Raw genomic sequence first — 20,857 nt, 5'->3', positions numbered from 1 at the left:
CGCTCACCTGGCAGGGACGGTGACCACCGGACAGTGGGCCCGGTGCAGCAGCCCGTGGACGACGGAGCCGACGCGCATCCCGGTGTATCCGCCGCGGCCTCGACGCCCGACGACCAGGGCCATGGCGTGCTCGGCTGCGTCCGCGAGCTTCTCTACGGGGGAGCCGATGGGAACCTCGTGGGTGAGCCGGACGTCGGGATACTTCTCCGCCCAGCCCGCAGTGGCTTCCGAGAGCAGCCGCCGCTCGGCGTGGAACAGCGTGTCGGAGCTGTGCAGGGAGAAGACGGGGGGCTGCCAGACGGCGATGGCGCGCAGTGCGCAGCGCCGGAGGTCGGCTTCCTCAAAGGCCCAGGCCAGGGCTGCTCGGGAGGATTCGCTGCCGTCGACGCCGACCACGAGGTAGGGCATCTCCTGTGTGACGTGTTCGGCGTCGCCTACGACGACCACTGGGCAGTCCGCTTTCGCGGTGACCGGGACGACCAGGGAACCGGCGCTCAGGTACTCCTCGGTGCGGCTGAGGTGCCGGGATCCCAGCACGATCATGCCTGCGTCGTGTGACAGTCCGGCCAGGACCCCCGCCGGGAACCCGTCGAGAAGGGAGGCAACAGCCTCGACACCCGGCTGCCGGGCTTTCGCCCAGGCGAGCGCTGCATGCAGAGCTTCTGTTCCCGCCTGCCGCTGTGCAAGGTGGCGGGGGGTGTCGTCGACGTGTCGGGTGTCGTGCTGCGGTGGTACTGCGACCACCAGGCGCAGTCCACGTTCTCGCAGGTGAGCCTCGTCCGCGGCCCAGGCAAGGGCCATGTGCCAGTTCTTGATCGGGTCGATACCGACGACGATGCTGCCGCGATCCGTGGTGCTGGTCATGACGTGCTCCCATGTCCGGGTCCTGGCCGAGGGATGAGCTTCACGGGGCGGTAGGCGTGCTGCAGCAGGGTCAGCGTGATCCGGCCGAGCGTCGGTGCGAGGTGGCCGGGCGATCGTCGACCGCCGACGACCAGAAGGTCGGGTGGTGCGACGCGTCGACGAGAGCTCCGGGAACGCAGTGGCTCTTCTGGCCGTCGGCCTGCACGGTCGCTGCCCCGCAGCGCCGCCTCCGCCGCCCACATCGCCGCCGCGTCTGCGGACGGTGATCCGTCCACACCGACGACGACCCTGCGAGGCCGGAACGGGCTGTGGTTCCGTTCATGGCTTCTCCTCCCAGGGGCCGAGAGGCCTCCCGCCACTCTGGCAACTGGACGCGGGAGGTTGGAGGGCCGCTGGGGGCAATGACGGGACCGATGGTCCCCGCCCTCGGCCGGGCGGGACGCGAGCCCCGCATTGACGAGCCCGTTCGGTCCTGAGGGTGGACCGTTCGGCCCTCGCAGGCCCCGCCCCCGCGTCGGATGGTGGTGACGTAGGAAGCACCGTCCGGACCCTCGAACGGGAGGCGCGGTGATGAAGCAGATCAAGGTCGGCGGTCTGATGACCGACAACGTGCTCTCCGCCGTCCCTGCGACGTCGTTCAGGGAAGTGGCCAAGATGCTCGCCGAGCACGACATCAGCGGGGTCCCCGTCGTGGACGACGACGACCATGTCGTCGGAGTCGTCTCCGAGAGCGACCTCCTTGCCCGCCACGAGCCGACCGTGCGGGACCTGATGACAACGCCGGCCGTCACCGTGCACGCCGAGGAGACCGTTGCGGACGCGGCACGGCTGATGGTGCGCCGCGGAGTCGAGCGCCTTCCCGTCGTCGACGAAGAAGAACGACTGGTGGGCATCGTGACCCGCCGCGATCTGCTCTGTGTCTACCTCCGCCCGGATGCGGAGATACGGCGCCGCATCCGTGAGGACGTCCTCTCAGATGTCATGGAGCTGGCCGCGGACGCGGTGGACGTGCACGTACTCGACGGCGTGGTGACGCTGGGCGGCCGCCTCCGGCGGCGGAGTCAGGCCCTGACGCTCGTCGGACTCGCCGAGCGCGTGGACGGCGTCGTCGCCGTCGTGGACCGGCTCTCCTTCCACGAAGACGACACACCTTTCACCTACCCCACCCGGACTCGCCACGACACCTCTTGGTGAGTCACCGCAGACAGGACGAACCGTGTCTGCCACCGCCCTGACCCGACCACTCGTGACGTCGCTGATCGAAGACGCCGTCACGGCTTGCGGTCCTCGTCTGGCAGGCTCCGCAGAGCCCTTCGCCGGCACATGAGCCGATCGGCCCCCAAAGGGGCCCTCTCGGACCTCCGGACCGGGCAGGTCCGAATGGGAGGGTGGAGACCGGTCCACTCCGAAGGAGGGCTGACCATGTCCGAGGCAGCCCCGAACGCCGCTCCCACCGCTCTGCGGCCCGCGCTGCTCAGTTTCCTGGGCGGTGTGGGGACGGTCACCGGAAGCAAGTTCCTGGTCGAGAGCGACCATGCGCGGATCCTCCTCGACTGCGGTCTCTTCCAGGGTTTCGCGACCTTGCGGCGGCGCAACTGGGAACGGTTCGCCCGCGACGCCGCGGACGTCGACGCCGTGGTCGTCACCCATGCCCACCTGGACCACTGTGGTTATCTGCCGCGCCTGGTCCGGCAGGGCTTCCGGGGACCGATCCTGACCAGCGCCCACACCGCCCGGCTCGCCGGCATCGTGCTGCGCGACAGCGCCCGCCTCCAGATGGAGGCCGCCCGGCACGCCGACGAGCACGGCTGGTCCAAGCACCGCCCGGCCAAGCCTCTCTACGACGACTCCGATGTGGAGAAGACCCTGGCGTTCCTCGACCCGGTCCCGGTCGGTGAGGACGTGGAGATCATGGCCGGCACACGGCTGACGCTGCACCACGGCGGGCACATCCTGGGGTCGGCGTGGGCCCGCCTGACGCTGGAGGACGGCCACACCCTGGCAGTGTCCGGGGACCTGGGTCGGCCCGGGCACCCCCTTCTGCTTCCGCCCGAGCCGTTCTCCGGTGCCGACGTGCTGCTGATGGAGTCCACGTACGGCGACCGTCGCCACGACCAGGAATCCGCCCGCTCGGGGTTCGCCGCCGTGATCGCCCGGACCCTCGCCCGGAGCGGCACCGTCGTCATCCCCGCCTTCGCGATCGACCGCACCGAGGTCGTCCTGCACGAACTGACCCTGCTGCGCGAGACCGGTGTGCTGCCCCGCTCGGTGCCCGTGTACGTGGACAGCCCCATGGCCCTGGCCGCCCTCGACGTCTACCGGGACGCCGTACGCGAGGGCTCCCCCGAGCTGCGGCCGGAGATCCTCGCCGAGGGAAGTGCCGCACTGAGCCCGGAGCCGTTCCTCGCCGCCCGGACCGTCCAGGAGTCCATCGAGATCAACGAGGTCCACGGGCCCGCCGTCATCGTCTCCTCGGCCGGCATGGCGACCGGCGGCCGTGTCCTGCACCACCTGCACCGGCTGCTCCCCGACCCGCGCAACGCGGTCGTCGTGGTCGGCTTCGCCGCGGCCGGCACCCGGGCGCGGGACCTCGTGGACGGTGCCCGGACGCTCAAGATGTTCGGCGAGTACGTACCCGTACGGGCCGAGGTCGCCGACGTCCCCCACTTCTCGGCCCATGCCGACGCCGGACAGATCATCGACTGGCTGCGCGCCGCCCCTCCCCCGCACACCACCTACCTCGTCCACGGCGAACCGGCCGCTTCCGAGGCACTGCGCGACCGCATCGACCACGAACTGGGCTGGACTGCCGTCGTGCCCCGCTCCGGGGAGGCCGTCCTGGTCCGCTGACGGGGGCCCTTCGGCCCCCAGGTGGGACCTGCGCGGCCCTCCCCGTGGCGCCCGCCGCGCGGAAGCCTGGGGAGAGGGCTGGAGGCACATCATGAGCACCATGTGGATGCTGCTGAGCGAACTCTCTCCGGAGGCGCGGGACCAGCTCCTGCGGCAGGCCCGTCCGGTCCGGTTCCCCGCGGACACGCGCATCTTCCGGGAGCGGCAGCACGCCGACCGCTTCTGGATCATCGAGTCCGGGCGGGTCACCCTGAACAGGCGTCTTCCCGGGAGCAGCACCGCTCTCATCGACACCCTCGTCGCCGGCGACCTCCTCGGCTGTTCCTGGATGGCCCCTCCTCACCACTGGCGATTCGACGCCACGACGACCACCGAGGTACACGCCCTCGAGTTCGACGGGCAGGCCGTCAGGGAGCTCTGCGCACAGGACACCTCCGTCGGCGAGGCGGTATCCGCGGCCGTTGCGGCAGCACTGGCACGCCGACTCCTCAAGTAAGGAGAGAGCGATGACACCTCAGGCGTTCACCGTCGCCGATGTGATGACCAAGAAGGTGGTGGCCGTCCAGCCCGGCGCGGAGTTCAAGGAGATCGTCGCCGCCATGGAGCGGTGGAAGGTGACCGCCGTACCGGTTGTCGAGGGCGAGGGCCGCGTCGTCGGCGTGGTCTCCGAGGCCGACCTGCTCCTCAAGGAGGAGCTCCACGACCACCGCCTGGGTCTCGTGGAACAGATGCGGCGTCTCGACGCCACGGCCAAGGCGGGCTCTCACCGGGCCGAGGACCTGATGACCTCGCCCGCTGTCTCCGTCGCTCTCGGTGCGTCCCTGCCCCAGGCCGCCCGCCTCATGGCTGCCCATCGCGTGAAACGGCTACCAGTAGTGTCCGGCGAGGTCCGCGACAGCGCGCTCATCCCGCTCGCAGCCCGCCTTGCCCGCGCTGTAGAAGGCGTCGTGGACGTACGGTGCGAACTCACAGCCAAGGGTGACGGGCGATGAGGCACCGAAGCGTTGCGGATCTGATGACGCCCACAGCGGTCAGCGTCGTACCGGGCACGACGTTCAAGGAGATCGCTCGGCTCCTGGACGAGTTCGACATCACCGCGGTGTGCGTGGTGGACGAGGCGAACCGGCCTCTGGGCGTCGTCTCGGAGGCGGACCTGGTACGCCGCCGGGCCGCCGGGGCCCGGCTCGACACCGCGGGCGCGCTCATGTCGAGCCCCGCCATCGTCGCCCGACCCGAGTGGAGCGTGGTGCGGGCCGCCCGCGTGATGGACCGGGCGGGGGTGAAGCGCCTGCCCGTGGTCGACGACGAAAGGCAGCTCGTGGGCGTCCTCAGCCGCAGCGACCTCGTCCAGCTGTTCCTGCGCAGGGACCGGGCGATTCAGGAGGAGATCGTCGAGGACGTGGTCGCCCACACCTTGGGGCTGAGCCCGTCCGCCCTGTCGGTCGAGGTGGTGGACGGCCGGGTCACGCTCAGCGGCACGGTACGGCGTCGGAGCCTCGTGCCGGTGATTCTCAGGCTCTGCAACAGCGTCGACGGTGTCGTAGGGGTCATCGACCGGCTCACGTGCGAGGACGACGACCTGCCGAAGGAGGAACGATCATGAACGCCCCCAGCGCCCCTCATGGGCCCGTGGTGGTGACGGCCGAACTCGACAGCCGGCTGTCCCGTTGGCTGTGGCTGGTCAAGTGGATCCTGGTGATCCCCCACTGGATCGTGCTGTTCTTCCTCTGGATCGCCTTCCTCGTCGTGGCGGTGATCGCGTTCTTCGCCATCCCCTTCACCGAACGCTTCCCCCGGGGCCTGTTCGACTTCAATCTCGGTGTGCTCCGCTGGTCATGGCGCGTGTCGTACTACTCGTACGGCGCCCTCGGCACCGACCGCTACCCGCCCTTCAGCCTGGGCCCCGAGCCCGACTACCCCGCGCGGCTCGACATCGTCTATCCGGAGCGGCTCTCCCGCTCCCAGGTGCTGGTCAAGTGGTGGCTGCTCGCCATCCCCCACTACCTGGTGATCGCCTTCTTCACCGGCGGGATGGAGGTGCACTGGTGGAGCGGCGGCCTGATCACGCTGCTCACGCTCATCGCGGGCTTCGCCGTGGCCTTCACCGACCGGTATCCGCGCGACCTGTTCGCCCTGATCGTCGGACTGAACCGATGGGTCCTGCGCGTCGCCGCTTATGCGAGCCTCATGACGGACGTCTATCCGCCGTTCCGTCTCGACCAGGGTGGTTACGAGCCGGTCGTGGGTGCCGCTCGCTGACGGCGCCGCCTGGCGCGCCGCAGCTCGTCCGTGCCCCACACCAGGACCGGGAACGTCGCGATGAGCAGAACGACGTCCAGGGGGAGGGCGGCCGTGCCGAAGAGGTGTTGGAGCGGGGGCGCGTAGACGAGGGCGGCGGTGAACGCGAGTTCGAAGACGATACCTGCGAGCAGCAGCGGATTCGAGAGCACCCCGACGTCGCGGAGTGCCGCGTGGTCGGTGCGGGCCGCGAATGCCGTACCGACCTGGCAGGTGACGATGCCGGCGAAGGTGGCCGTGGTGGCTGTCACGTAGGCGTGGTGCAGGGGGCTGCCCGCGCCCGTGGGATCGCCCGGCTGCCAACCCGCGCGCCAGAGCACGTAGAAGAAGCCGACCATGACGAGGGCGGCCGACACCAGGCCCAGGAAGCCCCAGCTGCGGACGAGCATGTCGCGGGAGATCACGCCCTGGTGCGGCGGTCGGGGTGGCCGCTGCATGATGCCGGGCTCGGAGCGTTCCCGGCCGAGGGCGAGGGCGGGCAGGGTCTCGGTGCCGAGGTCGATGGCGAGGATCTGCAGCACGGTGAGGGGCAGCGGTACCGCGCCGGCGGAGAGCGCGAAGACGAGGAAGGGCACGATCTCCGGGGTGGCGTGGGCGAAGATGTAGACGATGAACTTGCGGACGTTGTCGTAGACGCGGCGCCCGGATTCGACCGCGGTCACGATAGTGGCGAAGTCGTCGTCGGTGAGCACCATGGTGGCGGCCTCGCGGGCCACGTCGGTGCCGGAGCGGCCCATGGCCACTCCGATGTGCGCGCGGTGCAGCGCGGGGGCGTCGTTGACCCCGTCACCCGTCATGGCGACGATCCGGCCGTGGGCCCGCAGAGTGTCCGCCACCTTGAGCTTCGTCTCGGGCGAGGAACGGGCGAAGACGATCTCGGCGTCGCCTTCCACGAGGAGCCGGTCGAGCTCGTCGTCGCCCAGCGACTCGGAAGCCGCCACCACGTGCAGGCCGGGCACTCCGATGCCCACCTCCCGGGCGACCGCCGCGGCGGTGGCTCCGCTGTCTCCCGTCACGATGTGCACGCGCATCCCGGCCTCGTGGCAGCGGCGGACGGCCTCCGCCACCTCGGGGCGCGGTGGGTCGTACAGCCCGACCAGACCGAGCAGTGTCAGTGCGGATTCGGCGTCCTGACGGCGCGACGGCGGCTCCGCGCCCGTCGGCAGGTCGCGTGCGGCGACGGCGAGGACCCGCATGCCTCCCTTGGCCAGCTCCTCGGCCGCCGACCGGGCCGCGTCCGCGGCGGAACCAGGCAGGACGCGGGCCAGGACCGCTTCAGGCGCTCCCTTGGTAACGATCCGCAGGCGACCCGTCATCTCGAAGTCCTGTACGACCGACATCAGCCGCAGTCGCGGATCGAAGCGGAACAGTCCGCGCCGTTCCGCGTCGCGCCGGGTGAGATCCACCGGGGCCCCGTGGTCGGCGGCCCCGGCGACGAGGGCGGCCTCGGTCGGATCACCGTGCAGCTCGCCTTCCTCCTCGCGGGTGACGGTGGTGCACAGCGCGCTCGCCCGCACCAGCTCCTGCGCCCAGGGTCCGGGTCCCGCTCCGTGGTCCGCGGTCCAGAGAACTCTCAGACGCATGCGGTTGCAGGTCAGCGTGCCGGTCTTGTCCGTGCAGATGACGTTCGTGGAGCCGAGCGTCTCCACCGCGCTGAGTCGTTTCACGAGCGCGCCTTCGCGGGCCAGCGCGCGGACGCCGACCGCGAGGGCCAGCGTGATGGTCGGAAGCAGCCCCTCGGGGACGTTGGCGACGAGGAGCCCGATGGCGAACATGAGGGAGTCGGTCACCGGCAGTCCGACGGCCACCCCCAGGACGAGGAACACGGCCCCCATACCGGTGGCGACGCCGGCGATGAGCCAGGCGACCTTCTTGACCTGTCGTTCCAGCGGGCTCGGCTCGCGCCGGGTCCGCTGGCTGAGTGCGGCGATCCGACCGATCTCGGTGTGGTTGCCGGTGGCGAACACGATGGCCCGAGCCTGACCCTCGACGCAGGTCGTCCCGCTGAAGACGAGGTTCGGCTCCTCCAGCAAAGGGGCGCCGAGAAGCCCGGCCGCGGCCATGCGTTCGGCAGGGACGGACTCCCCGGTGAGCATCGACAGATCGACTTCCACTCCGCCTTCGGTGACGCGCCCGTCGGCCGGTACCTTGTCGCCCTCTTCCAAGAGGATCACGTCGCCCGGCACCAGGTCGCGGGCTTCCACGGTGAGGGGCCGGCCGTCGCGTACGGCCAGGGCGTGCTCGGGCAGATAGCGCGCGAGGGTCTCCACCGCCCGCTCGGCCTGGCGTTCCTGCAGCAAGGCGAAGCCCGCGTTGACGGCGATGACTGCCAGGATCGCCCAGCCGAGCACTCCGAGGTCCGCGACGAAGGCCAGCGCGGCGGCGGCCCAGAGCAGCAGAGCGAGGGGATGGACCAGCTGTCCCGTCAGCTCCCGCGCGAAAGAGGAGCGGGCCTTGCGTCGTACCTCGTTGGGCCCGTGAACGGCGAGCCGGCGGGCGGCCTCGCGGGCGGACAGCCCGTCCGGCCCGGTGGCGAGTTCCCGGCGCAGCCTGGGCAGGGGCTCGCTGGGGTCGAAGGGCAGCGCCTCGGTGGGCGTGGCCGCCCGGCCCGTGGCGGCGCGGTCAGTCATCATCGGTCCCCGGAGCACTCCCCCGGCGGAGCCGACCGGACCACACGGGTTCGACCTGTTCCCACTCCTGTTCCAGGGCCGCGAGCCGACGGGCTTCGGTCCGCCGGCGCACGAGGACGAGAACGCCGGCCCCGATCGCTCCGACGGAGGCCGTGGCAACGCTGCCGCCCGAAAGCGCGGTCAGCGCGCGGTCAGCGGCGCTGCCCGGGGGGCGTGCAGGGGTGCCGGTGTCGTCCACCCAGATCGTCACCGTGCGGCCCTGGGGCGTCCGGGGAGGGACGTGGATGGTGCCGGATCGACGGACGTTCTCGGGCTGGTCCCAGACCGCGGGTGCGACGGACCGCGGTGTCGATCCGTACCGGGTGGCGACGGGCGGGTCCTTGGCCGGCCCGGTGGTGGTCGCCTGCACCTGGTGGCGGTGGGCGGCGAGTTCACGATCGGCCTTGGCGCCGGCGCTCCACAGGCTCGCGGCGGCCACGGCGCCGCAGATCAGGGAGATCGTCAGGACGAGGAGCAGTACGGCGCGCCCGCCACGTCCCCGCCCGGACGGCGTGGGTCGCGGTTCCGACCGCTTGCGGTGGTCCATGTCGCACCTCTGGGTGGAGTGGCCTCCAGGACGGGCCGACGAGACCGATCAGCGCGTGGCGCCGAGTTCGGTCCCGATGTGGTGGGCCCAGTCCTGGATCCGTTCCGGGTTGCGGAAGTCCCCTCCCTTGCCGTGGCGAACCAGGGACCGGCTGATACGGCCCGGCGTCTCGGCGGTCACGGCACCCCCGAAGGTCATGTGCTCCCGGGCGCCGAGTTTCTTCATCCGGCGGGCCACGCCGGGTACCGGCGGGATGTCGTGCTGCTCGGCGGGGCTGTCGATGGGCCCGCTGGTGAAGAGCCAGACGGGCCGATGGCGGAGCTGCCCGGCGTTGCGCCGGGCGCACCGTCGCGCCTTGCCGTTCCGGTGCCCGGCGTGGAGGGCCCCGCCGAGGACGACTCCGTCGTAGCCGCTGACGTCGGAGACGGTGCCGGTCGGCAGGACGACGGCCTCGAATCCGTCGTCCTGGAGCGTCCGGCCGATCTCGTCGGCAATCCCCTTGGTCGCGCCGTGCTTGCTGCCGTGGGCGACCAGGACTCGCTCGGGGTTCACGACGCGGCTCCTCCGGGCGGGGTACCGCCTCGCTTCACCGGGATGGTGCGTGCGGCGCCGGTCTTCTCCTCGGGCATCGGAACGCGGATGGTGAGGATGCCGTCCGCGTACGACGCCTCGACGTCGTCGGCCGGGATCGTGGCCGGGAGACGCACGGTCCTGCGGAACGATCCGTAGCGGAACTCCGAGTGCTCCTTGTCCTCCTCGCTCTCGCCGTGCTCCGCGCTCACCGTGATCAGGTTGTCATCGACGGTGATGGTGAAGTCGTCGGGGTCCATCCCGGGCAGTTCGGCCCGCAGCACGTACTCGCCGTCGCCGCTGGACACTTCCACCGGGATGGAGTGCGCAGCCGTCGCGGGTCGCCAGCCGGGCAGCCCCGGAAACTCACGGTTGATCCAGGTGTCGAAGTCGGGGAACAGGCTGTGCCTGCGTTCCGCCTTGCCTCCGGCCATTGTTCTGCTCCTCGTTCCGGGGCCCAGGACGGTCGCCGAGGACCCGAGTCGGTGCGGACGGGCGGTGGACCGGGTTACGGGGCCGGCCCGCCTCCGTAGCCCTATCGTCCGCCCGTGAGGTCATGTGGCGCAGCGTCCAAGAGGGCTGTCCGACGGGGCCGAACGGGCCACACCTGGACCGACCGGCCCATGGCGCCACGGCTCCGGTGCTGTCAGCGGCAGATCTCCTCGACGAAGTGGCCGACCCGTTCCTCCGGCAGGTGCTTCGCCAGGTCTGCCTCACTGATCATGCCGACCAGGCGGTGGTCGTCGATCACGGGCACGCGGCGGATGCGGTGGTCCTGCATCGTCCGGAGCACCTCTTCGCTGTCGGCGCCCGCGTCCACGGTGATGGGCTTGCCCTGGGCGAGGTGCCCGGCCGTCATCCGCTGGGGGTCCTTGCCCTTGGCGAGGCACTTCACCACGATGTCCCGGTCGGTGATGATGCCGTGCAGCCGGTTGTCCGGCCCGCAGATGGGCAGCGCGCCGACATCCAGTTCGCTCATGCGGCGTGCGGCATCCATCAGGGTCTCGTTCTCCTGCACGCAACTCGCCCCGGCGTGCATGATCTCTCTTGCGGTCGTCATGGCCGCGTCCTCCTTTCGGCCCCCCTGTTCGTGATCCGGCCGATTCGCCAGTGATTCAGAGGAAGACCCTCGACACCCTGACGGTGTGCACCGTGCGCTTGGGACGCTCGTTCGCACCCTCTGCGGTCGGCTGGTGATTCGTGGGGCGACCGCGCCATGTCTCCGTGGCCGCCTGTCGATCGAGGTTGACCGTCGGCCCGGTGTCCCGGGCGCCTCGGCGCCGTGTCTTCCTGGGCATGGTCACCCCTCCCTTCGTCCGGTGCCCCTCTCCATCGTTGCCTCCGCGCGGGTCCTCTGCGTTGGCAAGCGCCGACTCCGCGCGGAGGTGCAGGGTGCTCTGGTGGGCGAGCGCGTCGTACGGGAGCCCGTCGGTGGGCGGGACGGCCACGACCAGGCGGAGCGCCAGTCCTCTTCGTTCGGCCTCGTCGGCGGCCCAGACGAGAGCGGGCATCGTTGCTCCCCGGGTCGATTCCGAGCCGTATCTCGTTCACGTCTCCTCGACCCGGGTGGCGAAGGCGGGTGGGACGATCTCCACCGGGCAATGGGCGTGGTGGAGCAGGACGTGGGCGACGCGCCCAAGGGACGGGCCTGCGCCCAGAACCCGGTGTTCTCTGCCCATCACGAGCAGATCGGTGTGGGCACTCGCCTCCGCCAGGATCCCGGGCGTGCTCGTGCCCGTCTCGACGTGATGGCTGACGTTGAGCCCGGGATAGAAGTCACGCACGCGGTCGGCGAGCGCCTTGATCTCGTGCACGCGCTGCCCCGCGATCTCGTCGAGGTCGTCCAGCATGGTCGCGACGCTGCCGACGTGGGTGAGCACGTTCCAGACGCTCACCAGTCGCAACACCGCCTTGCGGGCGTCCGCCTCGGCAGCCGCGACCAGCAGCCAGCCGACATCCGAGGCACCGTGCACAGCTGCCGTCACGGAGGCCGACTCGGGGCGGTCACCGTCACCACGGACGACGATCACAGGCACCTCGGCGCGAGCCGCCACCCCCATACCGACGGAACCGAGCATGAGAGCCGAGAAGCCGCCGAGCCCCCGGTTGCCCACCACGATCGTGCCCCGGTGGCCGGCAGCCGCCCGGAGACCGGCGACCGGCTCCTGGCGGCTCAGTTCCTTCGTGACGGAAAGGTCCGGAAAGCGCTCGTGGACCGTGCTCTCGGTGTCGATCAGCAGGTCTCGGCCCGCTTCGCGCACGGCCTGGATCGTCTCGGCATTGACGAAGAGGGCACGACGGTCGGTGTCGGCCGCGTGGACGAGATGCAGGATCCGACCGCGTCGGTCCGCCTCGGCTGCGGCCCAGAACACGGCCGTCCGCGCGGAGGGGGACCCGTCGACTCCCACGACGACGTTGCCGAGCTCCGGTCGAGCGGGGATCTCGCTTGTCATGGCTCCACCTCCGTACGCCCTTCTCCCGGGAGCACGTCCCGAGGGGCGATACCTCCCACGCTGACACCGTGGCCGGCCTCCCCGGGATGGGCCGTTCGGCCCCGATCGAGACCTGCCCGGCCCTGCTGCGGGGAGGCACGGAACCGCCAGCCTGAAGTTCGGGACGTCCTCGTCCGTCCGGACCGCATATGGAACGGAGCGGACACGGCTGAGGAGGCACACCATGACGGCCCTGGTCACCGTCGGATTGGACGGTTCAAAGGAAAGCCTCGCCGCCGTGGGTTGGGCGGCGACGGCAGCGGTGTTGCGCGAGGTGCCCCTTCGACTGGTGCACGTGGAGGAGTGGCCGACCACCCCTGAGGTGCCCCTGCCGTACGCCGGGACCGTGGCCGAGCGGGCCGAGAGTCTCCTTCGGGACGAGGCGGACCGCGTACGGAAGGACCATCCCGGCCTCGAGGTGCTCACGGAGCGTGCGCGAGGCCGGGCGACCGAGGAACTGACGGCCGCCGCGAACGAGGCGGATCTGACGGTGCTCGGATCGCGTGGGCTCGGTGGGGTCCGGGGGTTCATCGTCGGCTCGGTCTCCCTTGCCGTCGTCGGCTCGGCGCGCCGGCCTGTCATCCTCGTGCGCGCGGAGGGCGCATCAGTGGCTCCCGAAGGCGGGATCGTGGTGGGCGTCGACATCTACCATCCGTGCGAGGCCCTGCTCGCGTTCTCTTTCAATGAAGCCGCCCGCAGAGGCATTCCGCTGCGGTTGCTGCACAGCTGGACGCTTCCCGCCTCGTACGGCTACGCGGCCGTCATGGACCCGGGAATCGGCGCGGAGCTGGGCGGCCACCTCCTCGGGGGTCTGGAGGACCTGGTGGAACCGTGGCGGAAGCGGTATGCGGGTGTGGACGTGGCGGCCACGGCGGTGGTGGGCTCGCCTGCCTACCAGCTGGTCGAGGCGTCGCAGACCGCGCAACTCGTCATCGTGGGACGACGGAGCCGGAAGCTGCCCCTCGGCGCGCATCTCGGCCATGTCGCCCATGCGGTCATCCACCACAGCCCCGCGCCGGTCGCCGTCGTCCCTCTGACGTGAGCGGACGGCGGCGATTCTGCTGTCGGCCGCGCCCGGATGAACGTCGTCCCGCTCCAGGTCTGACGCCTACGGGCCTCCGGGCCCCGAGGCCCCGCGGATTCGTGCCCGCCCGGCACTCACGGATCACTGACGGGACGGCCCTTGATCGGCAGACCCGGGCGCGGTGCCGGGCGCACCCGGCACACGGATACGACGGCCGGTCACCCGGCGCGGCGAGAGCGTCACCACGGTGTCCCGTCCATCCCCGGCCCACGGCTCGGAGTGGACGGCGTCCTTGATGCTCCGTACCGAGGTCTCGTCCGACACCGTGCGTGCCGGACCGACGAGGAGCACGCTCCAGCCCTGGCTGAAGGCTTCGTCCAGGCGATCCTCCTCGAAAGCGACTTCCGCACCGGACGCCGCGATGCGCGCGAGGGACGAGTCCGCTGCGGTCATGAAGACGATCTGCCCGTCCACGACCTGGTAGTTCACGGGGATCACCATGAGCCCGTCCCGTCCTTCGACGGCGATCCGGCCGACGCCGTGGTCGTCGAGCAGCTCCCAGCACTCGGCCTCGTCGATCTCCTCCATCCGTGGCCGATATCCGGCGCGGCCTCCGCCCGGCGCGAGGTCTGCCGTGGATCCGGTGAGGTCCTGGACGGTGGTCTCCAGGGCGTTCGCGAGGCGGACCAGGAATTCGATCCCCGGAGTGGGCACCTGCTCCTCCACGTAGGTGATGTAGCCGGGCGTGGAGCCGGCCCGGTCTGCCACGTCCTCCCGGGACAGGCCGAGTTGTGCCCGCCTGGCCTCGACGCGGCGGCCGAGGTCGCTCGGGGCGTGCCGGTCGGCTGTGTTCATCACGGCTCTCCTTCCGTGCTCTCGAGACGCCGCTGGGGTACGACGGCGACGGGACACGTGGCGTGGTGCAGGGCGCGGTGGGCGACCCTGCCGAGTTCCAGACCGACGAGCCCGTCCCGACGCCGGGCCCCGACGACCAGCAGGTCGGCGGCGGCGGAGCGCTCGGTCAGCACCCTGTGGGCGGGACCCTCGAGCGTGGCCCTGCGCAGGCGCACCCGGGGATGCTCGGTCACCGCGGCCTCCAGGGCCTTGTCGAGCGATTCGGAGGACTCTTCGGCGAGGTGGATCGCACGGTTGCCGCTCAGCAGCGGGTGGTCGATCGGTTCGTGGGCCGGCCGTCGCCAGGTGCGGACGACGTCCAGCTCCGCGTCCCGGGCTGCAGCCTCGCGGAAGGCGAAACGCACGGCGGGCGAGTTCACGTCGTGTTCTCCGACGCCGAGCAGTACGCGTCCATGGCGCGCCTCCAGGGAGTGCCGGTCCCCTCTTACGACGACGACCGGGCAGTGAGCCCGGGCTGCCACGACGAGGCCGACGGAGCCGAGCAGAAGGTCGGCGAACTCGCCGCGCCCGCGGGATCCGACGACGAGGATCGCTCCCTCCTGCCCTTCCCTGAGCAGCGCGGTGGACGCGTCCTCAGCCAGGACGTCCGCGGTGACCGGAAGGTCAGGTGCGCGCCGCCGAGCGCGTTCGGCTGCGATGCCGACGATGTTCTCGGCGAGGATCCGGCCCGACGGACGGTCCGTGGCCAAGGTCGGCACGTCTCCCTCGTACCGCTCCCACAGCGAGGCATGGACGATCCGCAGGGGAAGCCCGTGCCGTACGGCTTCGTCGACTGCCCAGTCCAGTGCCGTGAGGCTGGGGTCGGACCCGTCGACTCCTACCACCAGGGGCGATTCCATTGCGCCCACCGCCCTTTCCACGTTGAGGTGTCGCTGCCACGCTCGCACCGGACCGGAGGAGCCGGGTAGGGCCGGTCGGTCCCAGACCCGGCCCGCCCAGACCACTTGGGGAGGCGACGCGGTGACACGACAGGAGGAGGGGCCCATCCGCTTCTCGCGGATCCTGATCGCGCGGTGCACGGCTCGAAGCCGCTTCCCCGCGTCCCTGGGGCGGACCCCTCCTCACTTTCAGGAAAGCACCGGTCGACCGTCCGGGCCAGGGCCGGCCCGGTCACGACGTGCCCCTTTCGGCCCTTGTCGCCCGCCGCCCAGCGGCGGCGCCCTCGCAGGAACAGCGATTCGGGGCGCGGAAGCACCGGAGGCCGGTCATGAGGCACCGACGTACCGTCGAAGACGTGGGTCCGGTGACGGCGGGCAGTCTGATGTCGGCGCCGGCCGTCACCGCGCCGCGTGGCGCCACGATCGCGGGGGCGGCGCGGCTGATGGGGTGTGGGCCTCTCAAGCGGCTTCCCGTGGTGGACGAGGACGGCCGCCCGGTCGGTGTCGTGAGCCGGGGCGACCTGCTCAAGGTCTACCTACGCTCCGACGCCCGGCTCGCCGAGTACGTGAGGCACGAACCCCTCACGCACCTGATCGCTGAAGGCGACGCCGCACTCAGCGTACGGGTCACGGACGGGGTGGTGACGCTCGCCGGACGCCTGCCACCCTCCGTATCCCCGGATCTGGCCCCGCGGCTCACCCGGGCGGTGCCCGGCGTGGTGGACGCGGCGGCGGATTTCACGCCCGCGTAGCGGCCTTCGCGTCATGCGGCGGAAAGTGCTGCACCCGCGCGTCCGGGCCCGGGAACACCACGGTGACCCTGCCCGTGTCCGACCAGCGGACGTCGAAGGGGGGAGTGCCGTCCGCGTGGTGGAGCCCGACGATCTCACCGTCACGCCCCTCGTCCCCGACCGTGGAACCGCCCACGATCAGACGGTCGCCGACGCGAGCCCACAACCCTGCGCGGGGCGTCTGCCGGCCCTGCTGTGTTTCAGTCGCAGTCATGGTCCTCGCCTCCCGGCCCGAGCGACCGGTCACGGCCCTCCCGGGACCGGTGCTCACGCCTTCCAGCATGCGTCCCGATCGGCCGTTCGTCATGGGCCGACCCGTCCCGAAAGGGGACCATTCGGCACTGCCCGCGGGCCGGATCCGCGCAGCAGGGTGAGATCTACCGGGGCCGCCTCGTCCCGTGAAGGAGGACCGTCATGCAGCACCGTACGGTTTTCGAGGTGATGACCCACAACGTGGTCACCGCCGCCCCCCAGACTCCTTTCAAGCAGATCGCCCGGCTCTTCGCCGAACACGACGTCTCCGCGGTCCCGGTCGTCGACCCCGACCGGCGCCTGCTCGGCGTGGTCTCGGAGGCCGACCTGCTGCGGGCCACCGCCGAGCTCCCCGATCTGGAGGGTCGTTCGGCGGGCGTCCGACTCCTGTCCGGGGAGCGAGGGCTGCCCGACGCGGAGACGGCCGCACAGCTGATGACCTCGCCGGCCATCACGGCGCAGCCGGGCTGGAACCTCGTCGAGACGGCCCGGACGATGCACCGCAAAGGAGTGAAGCGGCTTCCCGTCGTGGACGAGACCGGTCGACTCGTCGGGATCATCAGTCGCAGCGACCTGCTGCGGCCCTTCCTGCGCAGTGACGCCGCGATCCGTGACGAGATCGAGCACGACGTCCTGGCCGACACTCTGCGCCTCGCTCCCGACACGATCCGTGTGACAGTCGACGACGGAGTCGTCAGGCTCACGGGTCGAGTCGAGGAACGCGCCGACGTCCGCGTGATCGCGCGGCTCTGCCGCTCGGTCGACGGAGTGGTCGCCCTGCACGAATCGATCGAGTACGCCTACGACAATCTCGCGCTCGACGTGGAGCCGCCGCGATGAACGCTCTGTGGGTGGCGCCGGTCATGCCCGACTACGACAGCGCCCGGGCCACGTTCTCCTGGCGACGCGAGCGGTCCCGGCTCGCCGGGCTTCCGGACGGCGGCGTCAACATCGGATACGAGGCGGTCGACCGGCACGTGCGCGAGGGCCACGGCGATCGCGTCGCGCTGCGCTGCGTCGACCGCGACGGCTCCGTGGCAACGGCGACCTTCGCCCGGCTCGCGGCCGAGAGCTCCCGCTTCGCGCACGTGTTGGAAACGCTCGGCCTGGAACGCGGCGAGCGGGTGTTCACCCTGCTCGGCCGCCGCTTCGAGCTGTACAGCACCGTCCTCGGAACGCTGCGGGCCGGGCGAGTCCTGTGCCCCCTGTTCACCGCCTTCGGTCCCGAACCCGTCGCACTGCGCATGGAGCTGGGCAACGCCCGGGCGCTGGTCACGACCCGGGAACTGTACGAGCGCAAGGTGGCCCCGGTACGGTCCCGGCTTCCTCACCTGCGGCACGTCCTTCTTCTCGATCCCGGGGCCGACCCGCCCCGGGGCACCCTCTCCTTCCCCGCGCTCACGGACGCCGCGCCTGACGAGTACACGGTGGGACCGACCGATCCGGCGGAGCCGGCGCTGCTGCACTTCACCAGCGGCACGACAGGCACCCCCAAGGGCGCGGTACACGTGCACGAGGCGGTCCTCGCCCATCACGTCACCGCCGCCTACGCCCTGGACCTGCACGAGGGGGACGTCTTCTGGTGCACCGCCGACCCCGGCTGGGTCACCGGCATGTCGTACGGCATCATCGCCCCGCTCACCCACGGGGTGACCACCGTCGTCGACGAAGGAGACTTCGCCCCCGCTCGCTGGTACGGGATCCTCGCCGACCAGCACGTCACCGTCTGGTACACCGCCCCCACCGCGCTCCGCATGCTCATGCGGGCCGCACCGCGCGGCGACCCGATGCCCGCCGCGCGCCACGACCTCTCGTCGCTCCGGTTCGTCGCGAGCGTCGGCGAGCCGCTCAATCCCGAGGCCGTGCACTGGGGGCGGGGAGCACTCGGGCTTCCGGTCCACGACACCTGGTGGCAGACTGAGACCGGTGCCATCATGATCGCCAATTTCGCGGCCGATCCGGTGCGGCCAGGGTCGATGGGCCGACCGCTTCCGGGTGTCGACGCCGCCGTACTGGCGTGCGGCGAGGACGGCCGGGCCGCGGTCACGGACGGGCACGTCCAGATTCTTCAGGAGCCGGGTGCTCAGGGCGAGCTCGCTCTGCGGGCGGGCTGGCCGTCGATGTTCCGCGGCTACCTCCACGAGCCGCAGCGTTACGAGGCGTGCTTCGCGGACGGGTGGTACCTGACCGGCGACCTGGTCAGCCGCGACGCCGGCGGCTGGTACTGGTTCGTGGGCCGGGCCGACGACGTCATCAAGTCGGCGGGGCACCTCATCGGGCCGTTCGAGGTGGAGAGCGCCCTCATGGAGCATCCGGCCGTCGCCGAGGCCGGTGTCATCGGCCGCCCTGACCAGCTGGCGGGCGCGATCGTCAAGGCGTTCGTGCTGCCGCGCCCCGAGTATCCGCCCGACGACGAACTGCGGCGGGACGTCCTGGCCTTCGCCCGTCGGCGCCTCGGGCCGGCTGTCGCCCCTCGCGAGATCGAGTTCGTCGAGGATCTGCCCCACACCCGGAGCGGAAAGGTGATGCGTCGCCTGCTGCGGGCCCGCGAACTGGGCCTGCCCGAGGGCGATGTGTCGACGCTGGAGACACCCGAACCGGCCCGGACGGCCAGGCCCCCGGGGAAGGAGCCGTGATGGCCACCTCACATGGCGGCACGTCCGCCAGGACAGCGCAGACGAAGCGGCCCCATCGCGCTCGGGGACCCGCGACGCCCGCCCTCAGCCCCGCGGCGGCCCACGACCTGGACCTCCTGCGGCAGATGCTGCTCATCCGGCGCTTCGAGGAGCGGTGTGTCGAGCTGTACAGCGCGGCAGCGATCCGCGGCTTCGTCCACCTCTACATCGGCGAGGAGGCGGTGGCGGTCGGTGTGCACCAAGCGCTCGGCGAGGCGGACGCGGTCGTCTCCACGTACCGCGAACACGGCCACGCGCTGGCCCGTGGGGTACCGCCCGAGGCCCTGATGGCGGAGATGTACGGGAAGGCCACCGGGTGCAGCCACGGGCGCGGCGGCTCCATGCACCTCTTCGACGCCGACCGCCGCTTCTACGGCGGCAACGCCATCGTGGGCGGCGGGCTGCCGCTCGCGGCCGGTCTGGCCCTGGCCGACCGGATGCGCGGCGAGCCCAGAGCGACCTGCTGCTTCTTCGGTGACGGAGCCTTCGCCGAAGGCGAGTTCCACGAGACCGCCAACCTGGCGGCGCTCTGGGGGCTGCCCGTGCTCTTCGTCTGCGAGAACAACCTGTACGCGATGGGGACGGCCCTCGCCCGCGAACATGCCCAGACGGACCTGGCGATGCGGGCGGCGTCGTACGGCATGGCGGCCTGGGCCGTCGACGGCATGGACGTACATGCCGTGGAGAAGGCGGCGCGCGGAGCGGTCGAGTCGATTCGGGCCGGCAACGGACCGCACTTCCTGGAGATGCGGACGTATCGGTTCCGCGCGCACTCGATGTACGACCCTGACCGGTACCGACCGAAGGACGAGGTCGAGGAGTGGAAGAAGCACGACCCCGTCATGGGACTCACCGAAGGCATGCGTAAGGCCGGCTTCCTCGACACGGACGCCCAAGAGGCCCTGGACCACGAGGTCATGGAGGCGATCGACCGGGCTGTGCGCGCGGCGGAAGAGGCTCCTGAGGAGCCGGCCGAGGACCTGCTGCTCCATGTCACGGGCCGACACGAGGAGGTTCCGTCATGAGCACGCGTACACGACCGCGGGCGCATCCCGACGACGGCACCACCACCTTCAGGGAGGCCCTGCGGGAGGGACTGCGTGAGGCGTTGGCGTCGGACGACCGGGTCTTCCTGATGGGCGAGGACGTGGGCCGCTACGGCGGCTGCTTCGGCGTGAGCCTCGGCCTCCTGGAGGAGTTCGGCCCCGATCGTGTCCGCGACACCCCTCTCTCGGAGTCCGCGTTCGTCGGAGCCGGAATCGGTGCCGCGCTGGCAGGGATGAGGCCGGTCGTGGAGATCATGACGGTCAACTTCAGCCTGCTCGCACTCGACCAGATCCTCAACAACGCCGCCACCTTGCGGCACATGTCCGGCGGGCAGCTCGGCGTGCCGCTGGTGATCCGCATGACGACCGGCGCGGGACGGCAGCTGGCCGCCCAGCACTCCCACAGCCTCGAGGGCTGGTACGCCCACATCCCTGGCCTCCGTGTCCTGGCGCCGGCCGCGATCGACGACGCCCGCCATCTGCTGTCCGCCGCGCTGGCCGATCCCGACCCGGTGCTGCTCTTCGAGCACGGCAGCCTGTACAACGCGGCGGGCACGCTCGATCCGGCCGTCCACGAGGTCGAACTGGACCATGCGGCCGTTCGCCGCGCGGGCGACGACGTCACCGTCGTCGCGTACGGCGGTTGCGTGCCCAAGGCCCTCGAAGCCGCAGAGGAACTGGCGGACGCGGGAATCAGCGCGGAAGTCGTCGACCTGCGGTCGCTGCGGCCTCTGGACGACGCCACGATCGTCGGCTCGGTCCGGCGGACCCACCGGGCCGTCGTGGTCGACGAGGGCTGGCGCAGCGGCAGTCTGTCCGCCGAGGTCGAGTCGCGCATCTGCGAGCAGGCGTTCTTCGACCTCGACGCACCCGTGGAACGCGTCTGCAGCGCGGAGGTCCCCATCCCCTACGCCCGCCGGCTCGAGGAGGCGGCGCTCCCCCAGCCGGCAGGAATCGTGGCGGCGGCCCGCCGGGCGGTGAGCTGA

The 20,857-nt window shown here is 71.2% G+C and carries 22 protein-coding genes and 1 pseudogene; 12 read left to right on the top strand and 11 right to left on the bottom strand.

Annotated elements, in window-relative coordinates; translation table 11 throughout:
- Positions 1–3: 3 nt before the first annotated feature.
- On the bottom strand, positions 4–864 hold the full coding sequence (locus tag ACNJ93_RS31705) for a universal stress protein (protein ID WP_418960907.1): 861 nt from the start codon (positions 862–864) through the stop codon (positions 4–6).
- A 570-nt stretch (positions 865–1,434) separates the two neighbouring features.
- Here ACNJ93_RS31705 and ACNJ93_RS31700 point away from each other — a divergent pair.
- The 6 genes from ACNJ93_RS31700 to ACNJ93_RS31675 all read left to right on the top strand — a co-directional run bounded on the left by ACNJ93_RS31700 (position 1,435) and on the right by ACNJ93_RS31675 (position 5,973).
- Positions 1,435–2,058, top strand: a complete 624-nt coding sequence (locus ACNJ93_RS31700; protein WP_418960906.1) for a CBS domain-containing protein — start codon at positions 1,435–1,437, stop codon at positions 2,056–2,058.
- A 228-nt stretch (positions 2,059–2,286) separates the two neighbouring features.
- Positions 2,287–3,714: an MBL fold metallo-hydrolase RNA specificity domain-containing protein gene (locus ACNJ93_RS31695; protein ID WP_418960905.1), complete on the top strand. Its 1,428-nt coding sequence runs from the start codon at positions 2,287–2,289 to the stop codon at positions 3,712–3,714.
- A 91-nt stretch (positions 3,715–3,805) separates the two neighbouring features.
- Positions 3,806–4,210: a cyclic nucleotide-binding domain-containing protein gene (locus tag ACNJ93_RS31690; RefSeq protein ID WP_418960904.1), complete on the top strand. Its 405-nt coding sequence runs from the start codon at positions 3,806–3,808 to the stop codon at positions 4,208–4,210.
- Between the two features lie 10 nt (positions 4,211–4,220).
- The gene (locus ACNJ93_RS31685) at positions 4,221–4,706 is read left to right on the top strand and encodes a CBS domain-containing protein (RefSeq protein ID WP_418960903.1); all 486 of its coding nucleotides are present in this window, start codon (positions 4,221–4,223) and stop codon (positions 4,704–4,706) included.
- Positions 4,703–5,317, top strand: coding sequence for a CBS domain-containing protein (locus tag ACNJ93_RS31680; RefSeq protein ID WP_418960902.1), 615 nt, complete (start codon positions 4,703–4,705; stop codon positions 5,315–5,317). Before ACNJ93_RS31685 ends, ACNJ93_RS31680 begins: the two co-directional genes overlap by 4 nt.
- Positions 5,314–5,973 carry a DUF4389 domain-containing protein gene (locus ACNJ93_RS31675; RefSeq protein ID WP_418960901.1) on the top strand — a complete coding sequence of 220 codons (660 nt, stop codon included), beginning with the start codon at positions 5,314–5,316 and terminating at the stop codon, positions 5,971–5,973. The genes ACNJ93_RS31680 and ACNJ93_RS31675 overlap by 4 nt, the downstream gene beginning before the upstream one ends.
- Here the strand turns inward: ACNJ93_RS31675 and ACNJ93_RS31670 are convergent.
- The 7 genes from ACNJ93_RS31670 to ACNJ93_RS31640 form a co-directional block, all read right to left on the bottom strand.
- The gene (locus ACNJ93_RS31670) at positions 5,943–8,645 is read right to left on the bottom strand and encodes a cation-translocating P-type ATPase (RefSeq protein ID WP_418960900.1); all 2,703 of its coding nucleotides are present in this window, start codon (positions 8,643–8,645) and stop codon (positions 5,943–5,945) included. The two genes, ACNJ93_RS31675 and ACNJ93_RS31670, sit on opposite strands and share 31 nt — an antisense overlap.
- A complete protein-coding gene (locus tag ACNJ93_RS31665; protein ID WP_418960899.1) occupies positions 8,635–9,228 on the bottom strand; it encodes a hypothetical protein in 594 nt (197 codons plus the stop codon). The genes ACNJ93_RS31670 and ACNJ93_RS31665 overlap by 11 nt, the downstream gene beginning before the upstream one ends.
- Before the next feature lie 48 nt (positions 9,229–9,276).
- Complete coding sequence (locus ACNJ93_RS31660; protein WP_418960898.1) at positions 9,277–9,780, bottom strand: flavodoxin domain-containing protein; 504 nt, start codon at positions 9,778–9,780, stop codon at positions 9,277–9,279.
- Positions 9,777–10,232, bottom strand: coding sequence for an Hsp20/alpha crystallin family protein (locus ACNJ93_RS31655; protein ID WP_418960897.1), 456 nt, complete (start codon positions 10,230–10,232; stop codon positions 9,777–9,779). Before ACNJ93_RS31655 ends, ACNJ93_RS31660 begins: the two co-directional genes overlap by 4 nt.
- Before the next feature lie 212 nt (positions 10,233–10,444).
- Positions 10,445–10,858 carry a CBS domain-containing protein gene (locus ACNJ93_RS31650; protein WP_418960896.1) on the bottom strand — a complete coding sequence of 138 codons (414 nt, stop codon included), beginning with the start codon at positions 10,856–10,858 and terminating at the stop codon, positions 10,445–10,447.
- A 55-nt stretch (positions 10,859–10,913) separates the two neighbouring features.
- Positions 10,914–11,309: a hypothetical protein gene (locus tag ACNJ93_RS31645; protein WP_418960895.1), complete on the bottom strand. Its 396-nt coding sequence runs from the start codon at positions 11,307–11,309 to the stop codon at positions 10,914–10,916.
- Between the two features lie 36 nt (positions 11,310–11,345).
- The gene (locus tag ACNJ93_RS31640) at positions 11,346–12,251 is read right to left on the bottom strand and encodes a universal stress protein (protein ID WP_418960894.1); all 906 of its coding nucleotides are present in this window, start codon (positions 12,249–12,251) and stop codon (positions 11,346–11,348) included.
- Between the two features lie 223 nt (positions 12,252–12,474).
- Here ACNJ93_RS31640 and ACNJ93_RS31635 point away from each other — a divergent pair, with 223 nt between their 5' ends.
- Positions 12,475–13,332, top strand: coding sequence for a universal stress protein (locus ACNJ93_RS31635; RefSeq protein WP_418960893.1), 858 nt, complete (start codon positions 12,475–12,477; stop codon positions 13,330–13,332).
- A gap of 123 nt (positions 13,333–13,455) precedes the next feature.
- Here ACNJ93_RS31635 and ACNJ93_RS31630 read toward each other — a convergent pair whose 3' ends face one another.
- Both ACNJ93_RS31630 and ACNJ93_RS31625 read right to left on the bottom strand, forming a co-directional pair.
- Entirely contained in the window at positions 13,456–14,169 is a 714-nt protein-coding gene (locus ACNJ93_RS31630; protein WP_418960892.1) for a helix-turn-helix domain-containing protein, read from the bottom strand.
- Entirely contained in the window at positions 14,169–15,068 is a 900-nt protein-coding gene (locus ACNJ93_RS31625) for a universal stress protein (protein ID WP_418960891.1), read from the bottom strand. The genes ACNJ93_RS31630 and ACNJ93_RS31625 overlap by 1 nt, the downstream gene beginning before the upstream one ends.
- Positions 15,069–15,463: 395 nt before the next feature.
- Between ACNJ93_RS31625 and ACNJ93_RS31620 the strand changes: the two genes are divergently transcribed.
- Entirely contained in the window at positions 15,464–15,859 is a 396-nt protein-coding gene (locus tag ACNJ93_RS31620) for an HPP family protein (RefSeq protein WP_418960890.1), read from the top strand.
- Between the two features lie 25 nt (positions 15,860–15,884).
- Here the strand turns inward: ACNJ93_RS31620 and ACNJ93_RS31615 are convergent.
- A pseudogene (locus ACNJ93_RS31615) lies at positions 15,885–16,064 on the bottom strand (DUF1918 domain-containing protein); the annotation flags it as partial.
- A 248-nt stretch (positions 16,065–16,312) separates the two neighbouring features.
- Here ACNJ93_RS31615 and ACNJ93_RS31610 point away from each other — a divergent pair.
- Genes ACNJ93_RS31610 through ACNJ93_RS31595 form a run of 4 tightly spaced genes read left to right on the top strand, consistent with a single transcriptional unit; the run spans position 16,313 to position 20,857 of the window.
- Entirely contained in the window at positions 16,313–16,990 is a 678-nt protein-coding gene (locus ACNJ93_RS31610) for a CBS domain-containing protein (protein ID WP_418960889.1), read from the top strand.
- Positions 16,987–18,786 (top strand): acetate--CoA ligase, encoded by a 1,800-nt coding sequence (gene acsA / locus ACNJ93_RS31605; protein WP_418960888.1) that lies wholly within the window; start codon positions 16,987–16,989, stop codon positions 18,784–18,786. Before ACNJ93_RS31610 ends, acsA begins: the two co-directional genes overlap by 4 nt.
- Entirely contained in the window at positions 18,786–19,850 is a 1,065-nt protein-coding gene (gene pdhA / locus ACNJ93_RS31600) for a pyruvate dehydrogenase (acetyl-transferring) E1 component subunit alpha (protein WP_418960887.1), read from the top strand. The genes acsA and pdhA overlap by 1 nt, the downstream gene beginning before the upstream one ends.
- On the top strand, positions 19,847–20,857 hold the full coding sequence (locus tag ACNJ93_RS31595; RefSeq protein WP_418960886.1) for an alpha-ketoacid dehydrogenase subunit beta: 1,011 nt from the start codon (positions 19,847–19,849) through the stop codon (positions 20,855–20,857). The genes pdhA and ACNJ93_RS31595 overlap by 4 nt, the downstream gene beginning before the upstream one ends.

This window comes from Streptomyces tritici (genome assembly GCF_048500665.1).
Lineage (GTDB): Bacteria > Actinomycetota > Actinomycetes > Streptomycetales > Streptomycetaceae > Streptomyces > Streptomyces tritici.
This window is presented reverse-complemented; position numbering and strand designations above follow the sequence as displayed.

Excerpts from the sequence above, each read along its gene's own strand:
- ACNJ93_RS31705 (WP_418960907.1), bottom strand. The coding sequence starts at position 864 with ATGACCAGCACCACGGATCGCGGCAGCATCGTCGTCGGTATCGACCCG.
- ACNJ93_RS31700 (WP_418960906.1), top strand. The coding sequence starts at position 1,435 with ATGAAGCAGATCAAGGTCGGCGGTCTGATGACCGACAACGTGCTCTCC.
- ACNJ93_RS31695 (WP_418960905.1), top strand. The coding sequence starts at position 2,287 with ATGTCCGAGGCAGCCCCGAACGCCGCTCCCACCGCTCTGCGGCCCGCG.
- ACNJ93_RS31690 (WP_418960904.1), top strand. The coding sequence starts at position 3,806 with ATGAGCACCATGTGGATGCTGCTGAGCGAACTCTCTCCGGAGGCGCGG.
- ACNJ93_RS31685 (WP_418960903.1), top strand. The coding sequence starts at position 4,221 with ATGACACCTCAGGCGTTCACCGTCGCCGATGTGATGACCAAGAAGGTG.
- ACNJ93_RS31680 (WP_418960902.1), top strand. The coding sequence starts at position 4,703 with ATGAGGCACCGAAGCGTTGCGGATCTGATGACGCCCACAGCGGTCAGC.
- ACNJ93_RS31675 (WP_418960901.1), top strand. The coding sequence starts at position 5,314 with ATGAACGCCCCCAGCGCCCCTCATGGGCCCGTGGTGGTGACGGCCGAA.
- ACNJ93_RS31670 (WP_418960900.1), bottom strand. The coding sequence starts at position 8,645 with ATGATGACTGACCGCGCCGCCACGGGCCGGGCGGCCACGCCCACCGAG.
- ACNJ93_RS31665 (WP_418960899.1), bottom strand. The coding sequence starts at position 9,228 with ATGGACCACCGCAAGCGGTCGGAACCGCGACCCACGCCGTCCGGGCGG.
- ACNJ93_RS31655 (WP_418960897.1), bottom strand. The coding sequence starts at position 10,232 with ATGGCCGGAGGCAAGGCGGAACGCAGGCACAGCCTGTTCCCCGACTTC.
- ACNJ93_RS31650 (WP_418960896.1), bottom strand. The coding sequence starts at position 10,858 with ATGACGACCGCAAGAGAGATCATGCACGCCGGGGCGAGTTGCGTGCAG.
- ACNJ93_RS31645 (WP_418960895.1), bottom strand. The coding sequence starts at position 11,309 with ATGCCCGCTCTCGTCTGGGCCGCCGACGAGGCCGAACGAAGAGGACTG.
- ACNJ93_RS31640 (WP_418960894.1), bottom strand. The coding sequence starts at position 12,251 with ATGACAAGCGAGATCCCCGCTCGACCGGAGCTCGGCAACGTCGTCGTG.
- ACNJ93_RS31635 (WP_418960893.1), top strand. The coding sequence starts at position 12,475 with ATGACGGCCCTGGTCACCGTCGGATTGGACGGTTCAAAGGAAAGCCTC.
- ACNJ93_RS31630 (WP_418960892.1), bottom strand. The coding sequence starts at position 14,169 with ATGAACACAGCCGACCGGCACGCCCCGAGCGACCTCGGCCGCCGCGTC.
- ACNJ93_RS31625 (WP_418960891.1), bottom strand. The coding sequence starts at position 15,068 with ATGGAATCGCCCCTGGTGGTAGGAGTCGACGGGTCCGACCCCAGCCTC.
- ACNJ93_RS31610 (WP_418960889.1), top strand. The coding sequence starts at position 16,313 with ATGCAGCACCGTACGGTTTTCGAGGTGATGACCCACAACGTGGTCACC.
- acsA (WP_418960888.1), top strand. The coding sequence starts at position 16,987 with ATGAACGCTCTGTGGGTGGCGCCGGTCATGCCCGACTACGACAGCGCC.
- pdhA (WP_418960887.1), top strand. The coding sequence starts at position 18,786 with ATGGCCACCTCACATGGCGGCACGTCCGCCAGGACAGCGCAGACGAAG.
- ACNJ93_RS31595 (WP_418960886.1), top strand. The coding sequence starts at position 19,847 with ATGAGCACGCGTACACGACCGCGGGCGCATCCCGACGACGGCACCACC.